The sequence below is a fragment of the Telmatospirillum siberiense genome (assembly GCF_002845745.1).
GTDB lineage: Bacteria > Pseudomonadota > Alphaproteobacteria > Rhodospirillales > Magnetospirillaceae > Telmatospirillum > Telmatospirillum siberiense.
In genome coordinates, this window is the sequence record NZ_PIUM01000017.1 from 98,092 (window position 1) to 115,211 (window position 17,120).

Here is a 17,120-nt window from a genome sequence, read left to right on the forward strand (position 1 = left end):
CTTTGCATCCTGGAAAAAAAGCCTTTAGAAGGCAGGGCATTGAGGGATGTGCCAATGCATGACTTCGAAGACAAATGGCGCCAATGCCTGGATGGCCTTGATCAGGCCGGTCGACGGCGGCGGCTGAGAACGGCCGGGCGCGCGGCCGACGGGACTCTGGAAATCGACGGCAGGCCGCTGCTGGATTTTTCCTCCAACGACTATATGGGGCTGTCCCGCCATCCCGTCCTGATCGAACGGGCCCGGGAGTATGCGGCGCGTTGGGGGGCCGGATCCGGCGCGTCGCGCCTGGTGTGCGGCAACCTCCTCCCCTTCGCCGAAGTGGAGGAGAAGCTGGCGCGCGGCAAAAAGGCCGAGGCCGCGCTGGTGTTCGTCTCCGGCTTCCAGGCCAATTCCTCGATCCTGCCGGCTTTGTTCGACGTCAAGGTCCTGGGCGCCGAGCCGCTCGTCTACTGCGACAAGCTCAACCACGCCAGCCTGATCCAGGGATGTCTGGCCGCCGGGGTCCGCCAGATCCGTTTCCGGCATAACGATCTCGATCACCTGGAGGCCCTGCTCGCGCAGCGCAAGGACGAGGCGCGTCCCAAATTCATCGTGACCGAAAGCGTCTTCAGCATGGATGGGGATCGGGCCGATGTGGCGGGGCTGAAGGCCCTGGCGGAGCGTCATGGGGCGTTCCTCTATCTCGACGAGGCGCATGCGACCGGCGTGCTGGGCGATGGCGGCTTCGGATTGGCCAAGGGAATGGCCGGGCCGGGCTGCCTGGTCCTGGGAACCTTCAGCAAGGCCCTGGGCGGTTTCGGCGCCTATGTCGCCTGCACGAAAACCCTGCGCGATTATCTGATCAACCGCTGTCCCGGGATGATCTATGCGACGGCCCTGCCGCCGGCGGTTCTCGGCGCCATGGATGCCGCGCTCGACCTGGTGCCGACGCTGGAGGCGGAACGGGTCCGGCTCGCCGGCATGGCCGAGCGCTTCCGCGTCGCCATGGCGGCCGCCGGCCTGGATACCGGAGCGTCGTCAACGCAGATCGTGCCGGTCATGCTGGGGCCGGAGGAGCGGGCCCTCGGCCTGGCTCGCGCGCTGGAGGAGGAGGGGCTGCTGGGCGTGGCCATCCGTCCGCCCACCGTGCCGCCGGGCAGCAGCCGTATTCGGTTCGCCTTTTCCGCCCGTCATGGCGAGCGGGACGTCGAGCGGTTGATTGAGGCCGTGGTCCGGCTGGCCGGGAGGCGGTGGTGAGCCCGGTGTTCCTGCTGGTCCATGGCTGGGGATTCGACGCCTCCTTCTGGACTCCCCTGCGGGATGCGCTGGCGGGAACCGACAGCATCGCCTGGGATCTGGGGTTTCACGGCTCCTTGTCGTGCCCCCCGCCGCCGGCCGGCCGGCCGGTCATCGCGGTTGGCCATTCCTACGGTCTGCTCTGGCTTCTCGAAAAGCGGCCGGTGGCCTGGCAGTCCCTGGTGTCGATCAACGGTTTTCCCCGCTTCGCCGCTGGCGGCGATTTTCCGGAAGGCGTCCCGCCGCGTCTTCTCGATCGCATGATCGCCCGGTTCGGCGAAGCACCGGAAGCGGTCTATCGCGATTTCATGATCCGCTGCGGGGTGGCGGATCCCTCACGCGCAGATCTCGATCCGAAAGCCCTGGCCGACGGATTGAATGCCTTGCGGCATTGGGACGCTCGGAGCAGGATGGCCGACCTCGGCCCGGCCGATCTGGTCCTGGCCGGCCGTGCCGATCCCATCGTGCCGGAAGGCCTGACCAAGGCCGGTTTTTCCGGACAGGACATTTTCTGGCACGAGAGCGGTCATTTGCTTCCCCTGGAAGCGCCGGAGTGGTGCGCGGCCCGGCTGCGGCGGCTTCACGGCGGATTGTTTGGAGGAGAACCGGCGCGTCACGGCGCCGGGTGGAATTGAATGAGCAACAAAACGTCGGAAGAACGCAAGCAACGCATCACCCGGGCTTTCGCCGCCAGAGCCAGCGGTTACGATTCGGCCGCCGATGTGCAGTGGCTGGTCGCCTCGCGCCTGGCCGAACGGATCGAGGCGGCGGCTCTCAAGCCGGACAGCCGGATCCTTGAAATCGGTTGCGGCACAGGGTTCCTGAGCGCCCGTCTGGCCGACGCTTTCCCGGATGGGGAATTGGTCCTGACCGACATCGCCGCCTCGATGCTCGAGCGCTGCCGGATCCGCCTCGGCGACAGGCCCCGCTACCAGGTGCTCGACGGCGAGCGTCCACAGGGGCTGGAGGGCGGCTTCGATCTCATCACCTCGAACCTGGCGTTTCAATGGTTCGTCGATCTGCAAGGGGGCATCGAACGGCTGGGCTCGCTGCTCGCTCCCGGCGGCCGGCTGATGTTCGCCACGCTGGGGCGCAAGACCTTCGATGAGTGGCGCCAAGCCCACCAGGCGCTTGGGCTGGCTTGCGGCACGCCGCGATATTCCGGTGTCGACGATTTTCCCTGGCCGCCCGGTTTCCCGCACGGCATGGACGAGGAGCTGATCCGTCAGCCTTACGACGACGGTCACGATTTCGTCCGCACCTTGAAGGCGCTCGGGGCCGGCGAGCCGGCGCCCGGGCACCATCCGCTTTCTCCCGGTTCCTTCCGCCGTCTTCTCGGCTCGCTGCAGGGCGAGTTCACCGCCACCTACCATATTTTGTATGGCGAGCTTCAGGCGAGGGGGGCCAAATGAGAGGCGTCTTCGTTACGGGCACCGATACCGGCATCGGCAAGACCATGGTTGCGGCCTGGCTGGTGCGTTCCTGGCGGGCCGATTACTGGAAACCGGTGCAGTCGGGCATTGCCGAAGGTCTCGATGCCGATGTGGTGCGTCGTGTCGCGCCGGAGACGGCGATACATCCGTCCGCCTTCATGCTGAACGAGCCCCTGTCGCCGGATCAGGCGGCCCGCCTGGATGGCGTCGCCATTTCCCTGGACGATTTTCATCTGCCGGAAACATCCAATTCCCTGGTGGTCGAAGGGGCCGGCGGCGCCATGGTGCCGCTCAACGATCGCCATATGATGATCGATCTGATGGCCCGCCTGGGGTTGCCGGTGGTGTTGGTGGCGCGCAGCGGCCTGGGCACGATCAATCACACCCTGCTGACCTTGGAAGCCATGCGGCATCGCGGTCTGGCCGTTGCCGGCGTCATCATGAGCGGACCGCCGAATGACGCCAACCGGCAAGCGATCGAGCATTTTTCCGGCATAGGCGTGGTCGCGCAACTGCCGCTGTTGAGCGGTGCCGACGGCTTGCCCGGCCATCCGCCGCTGACTTGGCGGCCCTGGGAGATTCAGCCATGAGCGATAGCATTCTCGATCTCGACCGCCGGCATGTCTGGCATCCGTTCACCCAGGAACAGACGGCGCCGCCGCCCATGGTGGCGGTGGCCGCCAAGGGAGCCAGCCTTTTCACCGAGGACGGACGGGAATTGACCGATCTGGTTTCCTCCTGGTGGGTCAATCTGCACGGCCATGCCCATCCGGTCATCGCCGCGGCGGTGGCCGAACAGGCGGCGCGTCTGGAGCAGGTCATTTTCGCCGACTTCACCCATGCGCCGGCGGCCCGGCTGGCGGCCCGGCTGGCCGCCCTGCTGCCGGGCGATCTCGATCGCGTCTTCTATTCGGACAACGGCTCGACCGCCGTCGAGGTGGCGCTCAAGGTGGCGTTGCAATATTTCGGCAATCGCGGAGAGGACGGGCGGCGCCGTCTGCTGGCCTTCGAGGGGGGGTATCACGGCGATACCGTCGGGGCCATGTCGGTGGGGCGCAGTTCCGGCTATTTTCGAGCCTGGGAAGGCTTGTTGTTTCCCGTCGAAATGGCCCCCTACCCGGTCACCTGGATCGGCGACGCGGCAATCGCGGAAAAGGAGGCGGTTGCCCTTGCCGCCTTGGAGGCCGCTCTCGGCGACGATGTGGCGGCAGTGATCATCGAACCCCTGATCCAGGGCGCCAGCGGCATGCGCATGTGCCGGCCGGAATTTTTGCGCGGTGTCGCCGAGCGGGTGCGCAAGGCCGGCGCCCTGCTGGTGTTTGACGAGGTGATGACCGGCTTCGGCCGCACCGGTGCGCCTTTCGCCTGCATTAAAGCCGGCGTGACCCCCGATATGGTCTGTCTGTCGAAGGGATTGACCGGCGGTTTCCTGCCGATGGGGGCGACGGTGGTGCGCGAGCCGATCCATCAGGCCTTTCTGGGTGAAAGCGTGCGGCAGGCGTTTCTGCACGGCCATTCCTATACGGCCAATCCCCTGGGCTGTGCCGCCGGGCTGGCGTCTCTCGATCTGCTGCTTGGCGACGACTGCCGGGCCCGCATCGCCGCGATCGAGGCGATTCACCTCGAGCGGTTGGGTGCCCTGGCCAAGGGCGGAAAGATCCGTCACCCCCGCGTGACCGGCACCATCGCCGCCCTCGATCTGGGCGAGGGCGATTACGCCAGCTCTCTCGGCGGCAAGGTCAGGAAGGCTTTTCTCGATCGGGGTTTTCTGTTGCGCCCGTTGGGGCCCGTCGTCTACTTCCTGCCGCCCTATTGCATCGAGCCCGCCGAATTGCACAGGGCCTGGGACACGCTGGAGACGGCGATCGGGGGTTGAGCACGGACACCGGCAGGGACGCCCAGAGGCGCTAGCTTAACCCTCGCCCGCTTTGCGGGAGAGGGTGGCCGCTTTAGCGGCCGGGTGAGGGGGGCTTAGCGTCCGCGTGACATAAAGACCTGTTTGTTTCTGCACACTTTTTCCGCGCTCCCGCGCGTAAGTCCCCTCACCCAACTCGCTTCGCTCGTCCCCTCTCCCGCGAAGCGGGCGAGGGGATATTTTTCTTATCCGAGCGCCGGTGTCCGTACCACCATCAGTACATTCTGTTCGCCGTCGGGCTGACGATGATCTCATTGACGCAGACGCGGGGCGGCAGGCCGGCCAGATACAGGACCAGGTCGGCGACGTCGGCCGGCTGCAACATGGCGGCCCGTTCCTCGGTGCCGATGGGCGAGGGCCGTTGATCGAGAAGCGGGGTGGCCACCTCGCCCGGCGACAGCACGCAGGAGCGGATGCCGTTCCTTCCGTCTTCCATGTTGATGGTGTGGCTCATGGCGACCACGCCGCATTTGGTGGCGGTATAGACGGGGCCGGCCAGGGTGCCCAGGAAATGGGCCGCCCAGGAACCGATATGAATCAGAAGCCCGTCCTTGCGAGGGCGCATGAGGCCGAGCGCCGAGCGCGAGACCAGAAGCGCGGCGCTCAGGTTGCCGCCGACGATCTGGCCGATGCTTTCCGCCGAGAGGTCGCTCCAGCGCCGGCCGGCGACATTGACGCCCGCCGCGTTGACCATGACGTCCAGCCGGCCCAGGCCGGAGATGGCCTTCGCGATGGCCTCCGCTTTTCCCGGGAGACCGAGATCGCCGTCCTCGACCACCGCCTTGCCGCCGGATTTCGTGATGCGCTCGGCCGTCTCCTCGAGCAACGGGCGCCGCCTGCCGGTCAGGACGACGGTGGCGCCGGCTTCGGCCAGGGTCATGGCGCAAGCCTCGCCGATGCCGCTGCCGGCGCCGACCACCCAGGCGACTTTCGACGATAGGGATTTCAAGGAAAACTCTCCGTTGTGGGATGTTCGCCGCTCAGGAGATGACCGAGCGGCCGCCGTCTTTTTTCCAGAAATGGATGAGCGCGGCGGCATCGCCCCGGAACATGTTGCGGTCGCAGCGGTCGATGCCCCAGACGCCACGCACCCGCTTGCCCCTGGGGCCTCCCTGTTCGGTGTCGCCGGCATATTGCCAGAAGTGCCACCCCTTGCCCCGCCAGGCGCGGGGAAGCTCGGGCGTCGACCGATAGTCGGCGAGCCAGAGCGGGCATTGCGCCAGGATCGAACGCTCGCCGACACCGCCGCCGCCTAGGCAGCGACCGCTTCCCGCTGCCGGCTTTCCATCGGCCCAGGCCGAACTGGTATAGATCAGCGGCCGCCGGCCGGTGGCGGCGAAGACGGCGTGGACGAAATCCTCGGCTTGGCGCAATTGCATGGTGTTGGCGGGGTTGGAATCGTTGAATTCGAGGTCGAGGGCCATCAGGGTGTCGGGACCGGGTTTCGCCGCGGTCAGGAACATCTTCGCCTGTTCCGCGCCGGAATATTGATGCGTACCGTAATGATAGGCGCCCCAGAGCAACCCCGCCGCCTCGGCCTGGACACGGCGCTTGGCGTACAGGGGGTCGCGGAAGTCCCCCCCCTCGCTGGCTTTGTGGATGACGCCCAGGATGTTGCTTTTCTTGCGCGCCAAGTGGAAATCGCTGACATCGACCAGATGGCTGATGTCGATAACGGCGTCCAGTTTGGTGGGTGACTTTGCCGCCGCCTTTCGGGGTCGGTTGGCGGCGGACGCCATCGGCGCCGCCGCGAGACTCAGCAGTCCTGCCAGCACAAGTCTACGCGTCAACATTTTCGCAACACACTTCTTCCCGCGGTGGTCTGGAGGTCGCGGGTAGCCCCCCAATGGGAAGGATTCTACATAACAAAAGCCGTGACGGGCAGAAAAAATGAGGTTGAGAGCCGAAAAAACGTTTGGCGCCGTGCCGTGGGCTCCGCTTTTCAGGAAAGGATTGAGTCATGGCGGGGACGTTTCGATGTCCCGGCTGACCAGTTCCCGCAGCCGATCCAGGGTCTCGTCGCGGCTGGCGCGGTAGTCGCCGGCCTCCCACCAGCGTTCCATGGCGGCCAGATAAACTCCGATCCGTGGGCCGCGGGGCACCCCCAGGGCGATCAGGTCCCGGCCATGGACGGGCAGTTCGACGGGGCGCCAAGTGTCCGAACGGTCGAGAAGGCTGATCCATCGTTGGGTTTCCGCCGCCGTCATCCGGTCGCCGACGGCCTTGCGACGCGCCCAGGCCAGCAATGCCAGATCGCGGAAATGGGGGGCTCCGACGCGATGGAGAAGGCGTCTCGCCGCCTTGTCGTCCATGGACTCGTCGGGCAGGACGGGGGGGGCCGCCAGGGCCGACAGCCGTTCGGCCAGGGCATTCGAGAGTTTGAGGCGTTTCGCGACATTCTCCGTCCCTCGCGCATCGACATCGAGAGCCGCGGCCAGGCGGCGCAAGGGGTCGGGGGCGACATTCGGTCGGACCAGTCCCCGCGTTTCCAGGAAGACCAGAACCCGCAGCCGCCCGAAATCCCGGGCTTCCGGCAGCAGATGCTGCAAGATGTGGTGGCCTTGCATCAACAGAAGCACCCCGGCCGGATCGGGCGCTTGCAGCAGCTTCATGACCTCGCCGCACAGCCGCTCGCCCGACAGGTCGGCCAGTTTGTGCGCCTGGATCCGGCAGGCCTCCAGGGCGTCGATGTCGGCCGGGGGCCGCCCGTAATGGGCGTAGAAGCGGAAATAGCGGAGCAGGCGCAGCACGTCTTCCTCAATGCGCTGCATGGCGTTGCCGACGAAGCGCACGCGCCCGGCGCCCAGATCGGCCAGGCCGTCGAAGGGGTCGATGATCATGCCGTCCGGTCGGCAGAACATGGCGTTGATGGTGAAATCCCGTCTGGCCGCGTCCAGCGTCCAATCGTTGGTGAATTCGACCCGGGCGTGGCGTCCGAAGGTTTCGATATCGCAGCGCAGAGTGGTGATCTCGAAATGCGCCTTGCCGATCACCGCCGTGATGGTGCCATGGGCCAATCCCGTGGGAATGGCCCTGATACCGGCCTTTTCCAGAAGGGCCGTCACCCGTTCCGGCGGGTCATGGGTGGCGATGTCGATATCGCGGATCGGCCGACGCAGCACCGCGTCGCGGACACAGCCGCCGACGAAGCGGATTTCGCCTCCCTCGGCCGTCAGGGCCGCGATGACGGCCCGGGTGGCGTCGGCTTCCATCCAGTCCTGCGGCGGAAGCTGTCCGACCGGAACGTCCTTGGGCAAGCTGTCGGTGATATCCGACGCCATCGGGCCGGCCTTCACCGAAATCCGCCGGGAAGCAGATGCCCTTTTTCATCGACGGCGGCGGGATGGTATCCCCCCTTGGCGTAACCGGTGTGCAGGGTTCCCCCGATGGCGACCAGCAGGGCGAGGGCGACGCCCGCGGCCAGAAGCCAACTGATGGGAACGCTTTGCCATTCGGGCCCCTGGCGGCCGGCTCGGCGGGCCCGTTGCTGGGCCCAGGCCAGCCAGAGCCCCCAAAGCGCCGTCGGCAGCAGAATCGGCAGGATATATTCGATGAGGATGCGCGTCATCGGACCAGGGTTTCGTAAAAATTGACCAGCATGGCGGCCGTAGCGCCCCAAATATAGCGTTCGCCGAAAGGAATGGCGTAGAAATGGCGGGTCTCGCCCGCCGGTGTGACGCGCGAATGCCGCTGATGATTAACGGGATTGAGCACGAAGGAAAGCGGTACCTCGAAAATCTCCTGCACCTCGAAACTTTCGGGGACCAGGGTGAAGGGCGGGTGGATCAGGCCGACCACGGGCGCCACCTTGAAACCGGTGACGGTCACGTAATCGTCGAGCCGGCCCAGGACATCGACCGCTTCGGACGGCAGGCCGATTTCCTCCCGGGTTTCACGCAGGGCGGCGGCCGTCGGGTCGGCATCCTCGGGTTCCATGCGTCCGCCGGGAAAGCTGATCTGTCCGCCGTGATGGGAAAGATGGGCCGTGCGTTGGGTCAGCAGAACGGTCAGGCCGTCCTCGCGCCGAACCAGGGGAACGAGAACGGCGGCGGGAACCAACTCCGTCGGAGCGGCGCGGGCCGCAGAGCCGATCGCGTCGCCGAGCAGACGCGACGTTTCCGCGTCCGAACGCCTGGACGGGGCGGTTCGGCTGGCGGCCAACGCCCGGGCGATGGCATCACGGGTCAGATCACAGAATCGAGTTTCCCGAGAGGAAAGAAAATCCCTTTGCTCCATACGCCGTACAAGCGCTCCCCATCGATCGTCTCTTCCAGGCCCAGGGCCACGATCTCATAATAGACCGAACGCGTGAGCCTGGCTTCAAGTCCTTCACGGACGGTCAGATAGGGCGGGGCGCCATCCTTCTTGCAGACGATGCGCAAGGAATGAGCCCGGTCCAGCGTGACGATCTCGTCGACGTTGGTGCGAAAACTGAAGACCGTCTCGCGTCCGGATCCACAGACGAACAGTTCAACCGCGAGGAAAGGCACGTCCTCGACTTCGATACACCCCTCCTCGCTGGGGGTGACGAGCCAGTAGCTTCCGTCGGGCCGCCGTGTCAGGGTGGAGGCAAACAGGCACACCATCTCTTTGCGGGGAATCGGCGTGCCATGATAGAACCATTTGCCGTCACGGGCGATCCTCATGTCGAGAGGTCCGTGGTTAACCCGGCACTCTCCCGATTCTTCGATCGGAGCGTCGATGATCGCTTGGTTTCGCTTCATGCTTCAGCCATTTCGCTTAGTTCCCCGGAGTGATCAGCGTGACGTCTAATATCCAACCGTTAACGGATACCCCTTCCGCCGATGGTCTGAGTCAGGATCCTACATCTAAAGTGGTGGGTGAGGTCGAAAGCCTCAATAGCCGATTGGCGGAAGCACGCGAAGTCATCGCTCGTGTGATCTTCGGTCAGGCCAAGGTGGTCGACGACAGCATTATCACGTTGCTGGCGGGCGGGCACGCCCTGTTGATCGGCGTTCCGGGGTTGGCCAAGACGCGTCTGGTCCAGACGCTGGGCACCGTTTTCGGCCTCGATGCCAAACGCGTGCAGTTCACTCCCGACCTGATGCCCGCCGACATTCTGGGGTCCGAGGTTCTGGAGGAGGCTGAAAGCGGTTCCCGGTCCTTCCGCTTCATCAATGGGCCGGTGTTCTGTCAGCTTCTCATGGCCGACGAGATCAACCGCGCCAGTCCGCGCACCCAATCGGCGCTGTTGCAGGCCATGCAGGAACACAAGGTCAGCATCGCGGGTCAATATCACGATCTGCCTCAGCCGTTTCATGTGCTGGCGACGCAGAACCCGCTTGAACAGGAAGGCACCTATCCGCTGCCCGAGGCGCAGCTCGATCGTTTCCTGATGCAGATCGACGTCGATTATCCCGATCTGGAGGCCGAGCGGCATATGCTGCTGGCCACCACCGGCGCCGAGGAGGACAAGCCCGTCGCGGTCTTCGACGCGGCGGAACTGATCGCGGCGCAACAACTGGTTCGCCGGGTGCCCGTCGGCGAAAGCGTGGTCTCGGCGATCCTGACGCTGGTACGGGCCGGCCGGCCGGCCGAAAGCCCCCTTGAGATCGTCCGGCGTCACGTCGCCTGGGGACCGGGGCCGCGTGCCGCCCAGGCCCTGATGCTGGCGGTGCGGGCGCGGGCGCTGATCGATGGGCGTCTGGCGCCCTCGGTGGAGGATGTGGCGGCGCTGGCCAGACCGATCTTGCAGCATCGCATGGCCTTGGGATTTGCCGCCCGGGCCGAGGGCGTCCGGATCACCGATGTGATCGAAGCCCTGCTCGCCACGGTTCGCTGATGGTCGAGGACGTTCGCGGCTTGCAACTCGAGGCGGAGACCCTGGCCGCCTCGCTGCCGGCACTGCTGATCGCGGTGGACCGGGTGGCGGCGAATGTCACGCAAGGGGCCCACGGCCGCCGGCGCAGCGGGCCCGGCGAGAATTTTTGGCAGTTCCGCCGATATCAGCCGGGTGATCCGGCGACGGCCATCGATTGGCGACAGTCGGCGAAATCCGATCCCCTCTATGTGCGCGAGACCGAATGGGCGGCGGCGCAGACGGTCTGGGTGTGGCCCGATCCATCGCCCTCGATGCGCTGGCGCTCGCGTTCCGATCTTCCGGAAAAACACCGCCGTGCGGCGCTGCTGGCCCTGGTCGTGGCCTTGCTGTTGTTGCAGGGGGGGGAAAGGGTCGGTCTTTTGGGGGGCGGCGAGGCGCCCGGAACCGGAACGGCCCTGTTGCCGGCGATGGCCGGCGACATGCTCGCCTCCGCCGGCGAGGGCGCTCTGCCCGATGTTCCGGTGGCACGCCGCGCGCACGTCCTGCTGCTATCCGACTTCCTGATGCCGCCGGAGCGTCTGGAGGCGCAATTGCGGCGATGGGCCGATGCCGGCGTGCAGGGACATCTGGTCCATCTTCTCGATCCCGCCGAAATTGATCTTCCCTATCAAGGTCGTGTCCGCTTTTCCGGTCTGGAGGGCGAGGGGGATGTGGAGGTGCCGCGCGCCGAGGCGTTGCGCGAAGCCTATGCGGCGCGGCTGGCGGCACATAGGGCCGCCTTGCGGGAGCTGACGGGGGCAATGGGCTGGACGCTGCTCGATCATCGCACGGACGAGGAACCGGGGGCCGCCGTGATCGCCTTGCACAACGCGTTGGCGAGGCGTTAGGCCATGTGGGCGTTCGGTTCGCTTTCCTTCGGCGTGCCCTGGGCTTTGGCGGCTTTCGGACTGCTTCCGGCGCTGTGGTGGTTGCTGCGGGCCATCCCTCCGTCTCCCCGGCGGCAGGCTTTTCCGGCCTTGCGTCTTCTCATCGGATTGACTACGCCGGAACGCTCGGTGGCGCGGACTCCCCTGTGGCTTCTGCTGTTGCGCATGGTTCTGGCGGTCGCGGCGATTACCGCCGCGGCTCATCCCATTCTCGGGACGGCTCCGGTGCGCGGCGGCGGGCCGTTGCTGCTGGTGGTCGACAACGGATGGGCCGCGGCCAAATTGTGGCCGCAACGGCGTGCCGCCATGGATCGGTTGGTCGGCGAGGCGGCGCATGCCGGACGGCCCGTCGTCGTGCTGACCACCGCGCCGCCGGCCGACGGATCGCCGCTTGCGGCAAGCCGTCTGCTGCCCGCCGGCGAGGCGCAGGGCGTGGTTCAGGCGCTGGCGCCGCTGCCTTGGCCGGTCGATCGTCAGGCGGCGGGCAAGGCGCTGGCCGATGTTCCCGGAAACGGCTCGATGCGGGTGGTCTGGCTCGCCGATGGGCTGGCTGACGGGCAAAGCGCGGCTTTCGGGGCCCTGTTGCGCCGGATGGGCGGGCTGGAGGTGATGGAAGCCCCCCGGGACGCGGTGGCCAAGCTGTTGCTTCCCCCCCGGGCCGACGGCAAGGATCTGACCTCCCGTCTGCGCCGCCTGCCCGCCGCCTCGCCGGCCACGGTGAGCGTGCGGGCCGTCGACGACGCCGGGCGGACCCTGGCCGTGGAGCAGGCCGGCTTCGCGGCGGGCGAGGGCGACAGGGACGTGGTTCTGTCGATGCCGGCCGAGTTGCGCAATCGGACCTCGCGCATCGAGATCGAAGGCGAGGCGACGGCGGGGGCGGTGGCCCTGCTCGACGACCGTTGGCGCCGCCGGCCGGTCGGGCTGATCGACGACAGCGCCGGCCGTTCGACCTCGCCTTTGCTCGACGATCTGTTCTATGCCGAGCGGGCGCTGTCATCGGTGGCCGATGTGCGGCGGGGAAAGGTGGCGGAGTTGCTGGGGCGCAGCCTGTCGCTCGCCATCATGCCGGATGCCGGAGTCATGGGCGAGGAGGATGCGCGCGCCCTGCGCGCCTGGGTCGAGCAGGGCGGCGTGCTGCTGCGGCTGGCCGGCCCCAATCTGGCGCGCAATCCGGACGATCTGTTGCCGGTGCGCCTGCGCGGCGGTGGACGCATGCTGGGCGGGGCGATGAGCTGGACCCAGCCGATGACCTTGGCCCCGATGCCGGACAACGGTCCGTTCAGCGGATTGCCGGTGCCGAAGGATCTGAAGATCGGCACTCAGCTTCTGGCCGAACCCGGTCCCGACCTCAACGATCACACCTGGGCCCGATTGGAGGATGGGACGCCGCTGGTCACCGGCGCTCCGCTCGGCAAGGGCTGGCTCGTGCTGATTCACACCACGGTCGGTCCCGCCTGGGGCGATCTCGGCTTGTCCGGTCTGTTTCCGCAAATGCTGCAGCGCCTTCTCGATCTTTCGCAGGGCTTTGCCGGCGGTATCGTCGACCATCCGCTGGCTCCGGCCGAAGTGCTCGACGGCTTCGGTCAATTGGGGGCGCCGGGTGGAACGGTCGAGGCAATTCCGGCGAACGCCGCGCCGCCGTCCGTCGGTCCGCGGCATCCGCCCGGATATTATGGCGACGAAGGCGGCCGTCGCGCGGTCAACCTGGCCACAGACATCGGTCCGATGCAGGCCTTGAGCCTTCCCGCGGGGGCGAAGGTCACGGCGCTTGGCGCGGCCCCCTTGGAGCGCGATCTGCAACCGTTCCTGCTTTTCGCCGTGCTGTTTCTCCTGCTGCTCGATCTGTTGGCCGTGTTGGCTCTTCGCGGCCGGTTTCCGCGCAAGGGGGCGGCGGCCATGCTCGCCGTTTTCATGGCTTGCGCCATGCCGGCGCCCGGCGGGGGCGACGCCCGGGCCGCCTCCGGCCAGGGCATGGACATCGATCTGCAGGCGGCATTGCAGACCCGGCTGGCCTATGTGGTGACCGGGGATGCCCAGGTCGACGAGACGAGCCGCGCCGGCCTGTCCGGCCTCTCCCACGTTCTCGAACGGCGAACCACCGCCTCCCTGGGCGAGCCCGTCGGCGTGGACATCGGCCGCGATGCCCTGATGGTTTTTCCCCTGCTCTACTGGCCGGTGACGGGGGGGCAGGGGCCGTTGAGTTCCGCCGCGCGGGAGAAGGTCAACGATTTCATGCGGCATGGCGGGCTGATCCTGTTCGACACCCAGGATCGCGGGGACGGCGGCTCCGACAAGTTGCGCCGTCTGACTTCGGGCCTCGACATTCCGGCGTTGGCGGCGGTAACCGAGGAGCATGTGCTGACCCGTTCCTTCTATCTGCTGCGGGACCTGCCGGGGCGGACCGAGGGGGCGCCGGTCTACGCCCAGGATGGCGGCGACCCGGCCAACGATAACGTCTCTCCGGTGATCATCGGGGCGAACGACTGGGCGGGGGCCTGGGCGGTCGATCGGCGCGGCACGCCGATCCACGCCGTGGTTCCGGGCGGCGAGCAGCAGCGGGAGATGGCCTATCGCTTCGGCGTCAATCTGGTGATGTATGCGCTGACCGGCTCCTATAAGGCCGATCAGGTTCATCTGCCGGCCATTCTGGAACGGTTGAAGCGATGATCCTGCCCCATCTTCTGTTCGCGCCGATTCTTCCGGTCTGGGTCTTGGCCGGCGTGGCGTTTCTCGGGCTCGCCCTGTCGGCCTGGGGCTGGCGCGGCGGTCTGCGCGCCTGGTGGCGGCTGATTCCCCTGGCGGCGGTTCTTCTGGCCTTGGCCAATCCGCGCCTGACCCGGGAAGAGGCGACGGCCCAGGACGACATCGCGGTGGTGATGGTCGACGACAGTGCCAGCATGGCCGTCGGAGATCGACACCAGCAGAGCGAACGGGCGCTGGCCGAGGTGCAGGAGCGTCTGAAGGCGCTGCCCCATTTGGCTGTGCGGATCGAACATTTCCGTCCGGCTGCCGGACGTGACGAGGGAACGCGGTTGTTCGGCGCCCTTGATCGGGCGCTGGCCGACGTGCCCCGGCGGCGGCTGGCCGGTGTGGTGGTGATCTCGGACGGGCAGATCCACGACATTCCGGCTAAGGCGGACACGGGCGTCCCATTGCATCTGCTGCTGGCGGGACATCCGGGCGAGCGGGATCGTCGGCTGGTCGTCGAAAAGGCGCCCGGGTTCGCCATCGTCGGAACGAGCGCGACCTTGTCCTTCCGCATCGAGGATCCGGGACAGGCCGGCAGCGCCGATGTCGCGATCCGCCGCGACGGCGGGGCGGCCTCGCACGTTACGGTGCCGCTCAACCGTTCGACGACGGTCGAGGTGCCGGTCGAGCATGCCGGCCCCAACATCGTCGAGATGGAAGCGGCGGTGGCGCCGGACGAGCTGACCCCGGTCAACAATCGGGCGGCGGTTTCCATCAGTGGCGTGCGCGATCGCCTGAGGGTCTTGCTGATCTCGGGCGAACCGCATGCCGGAGAACGGACATGGCGGAACCTGTTGAAGGCGGACCCGTCGGTCGACCTTGTGCATTTCACCATCCTGCGGCCGCCCGAGAAGGACGATCGCACGCCTTTGCGCGAATTGGCGCTGATCGCCTTCCCGGTCCGCGAACTGTTCGAGGAAAAGCTGCACGGCTTCGATCTGATCATCTTCGATCGGTACCGGCGGCGTACCGTGCTGCCTCCCGCCTATTACCTGAACATCGTCAATTATGTGAAGGGGGGCGGGGCCCTGCTGGTGGCGGCCGGACCGGAGTTCGTCAAACCCGATTCGCCTTACAACACCCCACTCGCCGACATTCTGCCGGCGGTTCCCGACGGACGGGTGGTCGAGGAGCCGTTCCTGCCGGAACTGACCGACGTCGGCCGCCGGCATCCGGTGACGGCCGATCTGAGCGGCTCGGAAAGCGAGCCGCCGCACTGGGGGCGATGGCTGCGCGTGATCGCCAGCCGGCCGAAGGCCGAGGGCGTCACGGTGATGAGCGGTCCTCAAGGATTGCCGCTTCTGATGCTCGACCGTGTCGGCGACGGCCGGGTGGCCGAACTGATGAGCGACACGGTGTGGCTGTGGGCGCGCGGTTGGGACGGGGGCGGACCGCAGGTGGAACTGACCCGGCGCCTGGCTCATTGGTTGATGAAGGAACCAGAGCTGGAAGAGGAACAATTGACCGCCGATATCCGTGGCGAGCGCATGCATGTTCAGCGGCGCAGCCTTGCCAAGGGCGATATCGACGTCACGGTGACGGCGCCCGATGGCGGGCAGCGCAAGCTGCATCTGGCGGACCAGGGCGACGGACGGAGCACGGGGGAGATGGTCATCGACCAGCCCGGCCTGTGGCGGATCGACGACGGCCAGCGTGTCGCCTTGAGCGGCGCGGGCCTGCTCAATCCCGTCGAAATGTCGGAGCTGCGGGCGACGCCCGATAAGCTCAAGCCCGTGGTCGAGGCGTCGGGGGGCGGTTGGCGATGGATCGCCGACGGCGTTCCGGATCTGCGCATGGTCGCGCCGCAGGCACGGACGGCCGGTTCGGGGTGGTTCGGCTTCCGTGCCAATGGCGATAAGATCGTTACCGCCGTTCATGACAGTCCGTTGCTGCCCGATTGGCTGCTGCTGGTCCTGTCCCTGGGCGGACTGATCGTCGCCTGGTGGCGGGAGGGACGGTAAGGGGCGGAAGTTTCGGGCGCGAAAGCGCAGTCGATTCGCCATCCGATGCTTGGTGGCGGCTATCCATATTGGGGACGGGGAAATGAAGAAAGCAATCTATGTTGTGGCCGGTATTTTACTCCTGGCCGGATGCACGACACATATCCATGATCAGGACGACACCATAACTGCGCCAAAGACGCCGTTCGATAAATTCACTCAGGTCATTATCCGGCCCCTTACCAGCACGGCGTCCGAGAACGACTTTCCCGATAAGGCGGTGGCCAACGTCCAGAAGGATCTGGACAAGTGCATGGCGGACGCCTTTGCCGGTACGACCTACAACCCGGCGGCACCGGACACCGAAAAGCCCACGGTGCTGATCGAGCCCGCCATCGTCGACGGCAAGAAGGTCTCCACGGCGCAGCGTATATTCTTCGGCGCATTGGCCGGCAGCTCGGCAGTTCTTATGCAGGTCAAGTTCACGGATGCCAACAGCAACGAGATTATCGCGCAACCGGTGTTCTATGCGAAGGCGGCGGCAATGAGCGGCGCATGGACCTTTGGCGCGCAAGACAATGCCATGCTGTCTCGTCTCTCCGACAATGCGTGCAACTATGTGCGGCAATACCGGCACTGATTGAATTCCACGTGCCCGCCGGCTTGGTCGGCGGGCTTTCATAGTCTTCTCTCCCTCGCCCCTTGTGGGAGAGGGCGGCGAGCGTAAGCGAGCGGGTGAGGACTTAGCGTCGGCGCGACATAAAGACTTGTCCGTTCCTGCACACTTTTTCCGCGCTCCCGCGCGTAAGTCCCCTCACCCAACTCGCTTCGCTCGTCCCCTCTCCCGCAAGGGGCGAGGGGAGATTTTTCTTATGCTAGCGCATATGGGCAGGGACGCCGGTGCCACTGAAAGATTGCTTAGCCTTTAGGTTCGCAATGACGGGAAACCAACCGCGATCACCCTGTCAAACCCTCTGTGTCGGGGTACTAGTGCATTGACTCAAACAGAAGATACAACGGGCAGGCGCTGAAGTTTTGCAAGGATGACGTCGGCCGGCTTTGTCCAAACGAATGGCTTTGAATTTTTGTTGTGCTCGT

The 17,120-nt window shown here is 66.3% G+C and carries 16 protein-coding genes; 10 read left to right on the plus strand and 6 right to left on the minus strand.

Annotated features, from left to right (window positions below; translation table 11 throughout):
- Positions 1 to 54 precede the first annotated feature (54 nt).
- From CWS72_RS15025 to CWS72_RS15045, 5 genes are read left to right on the plus strand one after another with little or no spacing between them, the layout of a single operon-like run.
- On the plus strand, positions 55 to 1,239 hold the full coding sequence (locus CWS72_RS15025; RefSeq protein WP_101251433.1) for an aminotransferase class I/II-fold pyridoxal phosphate-dependent enzyme: 1,185 nt from the start codon (positions 55 to 57) through the stop codon (positions 1,237 to 1,239).
- Positions 1,236 to 1,913, plus strand: coding sequence for an alpha/beta fold hydrolase (locus tag CWS72_RS15030; RefSeq protein WP_199175700.1), 678 nt, complete (start codon positions 1,236 to 1,238; stop codon positions 1,911 to 1,913). Before CWS72_RS15025 ends, CWS72_RS15030 begins: the two co-directional genes overlap by 4 nt.
- Positions 1,914 to 2,690, plus strand: a complete 777-nt coding sequence (locus CWS72_RS15035; protein ID WP_101251435.1) for a methyltransferase — start codon at positions 1,914 to 1,916, stop codon at positions 2,688 to 2,690.
- The gene (gene bioD, locus CWS72_RS15040; protein WP_101251436.1) at positions 2,687 to 3,301 is read left to right on the plus strand and encodes a dethiobiotin synthase; all 615 of its coding nucleotides are present in this window, start codon (positions 2,687 to 2,689) and stop codon (positions 3,299 to 3,301) included. The genes CWS72_RS15035 and bioD overlap by 4 nt, the downstream gene beginning before the upstream one ends.
- Complete coding sequence (locus CWS72_RS15045; protein WP_101251437.1) at positions 3,298 to 4,587, plus strand: adenosylmethionine--8-amino-7-oxononanoate transaminase; 1,290 nt, start codon at positions 3,298 to 3,300, stop codon at positions 4,585 to 4,587. Before bioD ends, CWS72_RS15045 begins: the two co-directional genes overlap by 4 nt.
- A 253-nt stretch (positions 4,588 to 4,840) precedes the next feature.
- Here the strand turns inward: CWS72_RS15045 and CWS72_RS15050 are convergent, their stop codons facing one another.
- The 6 genes from CWS72_RS15050 to CWS72_RS15075 all read right to left on the minus strand — a co-directional run bounded on the left by CWS72_RS15050 (position 4,841) and on the right by CWS72_RS15075 (position 9,350).
- Positions 4,841 to 5,575 (minus strand): SDR family oxidoreductase, encoded by a 735-nt coding sequence (locus tag CWS72_RS15050; RefSeq protein ID WP_199175701.1) that lies wholly within the window; start codon positions 5,573 to 5,575, stop codon positions 4,841 to 4,843.
- Positions 5,576 to 5,606: 31 nt separating this feature from the next.
- Positions 5,607 to 6,419 carry a glycoside hydrolase family 25 protein gene (locus CWS72_RS15055; RefSeq protein WP_101251439.1) on the minus strand — a complete coding sequence of 271 codons (813 nt, stop codon included), beginning with the start codon at positions 6,417 to 6,419 and terminating at the stop codon, positions 5,607 to 5,609.
- Between the two features lie 165 nt (positions 6,420 to 6,584).
- The gene (locus tag CWS72_RS15060) at positions 6,585 to 7,907 is read right to left on the minus strand and encodes a CCA tRNA nucleotidyltransferase (RefSeq protein WP_101251459.1); all 1,323 of its coding nucleotides are present in this window, start codon (positions 7,905 to 7,907) and stop codon (positions 6,585 to 6,587) included.
- Between the two features lie 11 nt (positions 7,908 to 7,918).
- Positions 7,919 to 8,194 (minus strand): hypothetical protein, encoded by a 276-nt coding sequence (locus CWS72_RS15065; protein ID WP_101251440.1) that lies wholly within the window; start codon positions 8,192 to 8,194, stop codon positions 7,919 to 7,921.
- Positions 8,191 to 8,787 (minus strand): CoA pyrophosphatase, encoded by a 597-nt coding sequence (locus CWS72_RS15070; protein WP_241911739.1) that lies wholly within the window; start codon positions 8,785 to 8,787, stop codon positions 8,191 to 8,193. The genes CWS72_RS15065 and CWS72_RS15070 overlap by 4 nt, the downstream gene beginning before the upstream one ends.
- Positions 8,788 to 8,810: 23 nt before the next feature.
- Positions 8,811 to 9,350, minus strand: coding sequence for a DUF1285 domain-containing protein (locus tag CWS72_RS15075; protein WP_101251442.1), 540 nt, complete (start codon positions 9,348 to 9,350; stop codon positions 8,811 to 8,813).
- A 110-nt stretch (positions 9,351 to 9,460) separates the two neighbouring features.
- Between CWS72_RS15075 and CWS72_RS15080 the strand changes: the two genes are divergently transcribed.
- The 5 genes from CWS72_RS15080 (at position 9,461) to CWS72_RS15100 (ending at position 16,662) form a co-directional block, all read left to right on the plus strand.
- Positions 9,461 to 10,429 carry an AAA family ATPase gene (locus CWS72_RS15080; protein WP_420824068.1) on the plus strand — a complete coding sequence of 323 codons (969 nt, stop codon included), beginning with the start codon at positions 9,461 to 9,463 and terminating at the stop codon, positions 10,427 to 10,429.
- Positions 10,429 to 11,295, plus strand: coding sequence for a DUF58 domain-containing protein (locus CWS72_RS15085; RefSeq protein WP_101251443.1), 867 nt, complete (start codon positions 10,429 to 10,431; stop codon positions 11,293 to 11,295). The genes CWS72_RS15080 and CWS72_RS15085 overlap by 1 nt, the downstream gene beginning before the upstream one ends.
- 3 nt (positions 11,296 to 11,298) lie before the next feature.
- Positions 11,299 to 14,001, plus strand: a complete 2,703-nt coding sequence (locus CWS72_RS15090; protein WP_101251444.1) for a DUF4159 domain-containing protein — start codon at positions 11,299 to 11,301, stop codon at positions 13,999 to 14,001.
- On the plus strand, positions 13,998 to 16,043 hold the full coding sequence (locus tag CWS72_RS15095; RefSeq protein ID WP_101251445.1) for a hypothetical protein: 2,046 nt from the start codon (positions 13,998 to 14,000) through the stop codon (positions 16,041 to 16,043). Before CWS72_RS15090 ends, CWS72_RS15095 begins: the two co-directional genes overlap by 4 nt.
- An 82-nt stretch (positions 16,044 to 16,125) precedes the next feature.
- A complete protein-coding gene (locus tag CWS72_RS15100) occupies positions 16,126 to 16,662 on the plus strand; it encodes a DUF4410 domain-containing protein (RefSeq protein ID WP_146002765.1) in 537 nt (178 codons plus the stop codon).
- Positions 16,663 to 17,120: the final 458 nt, after the last annotated feature.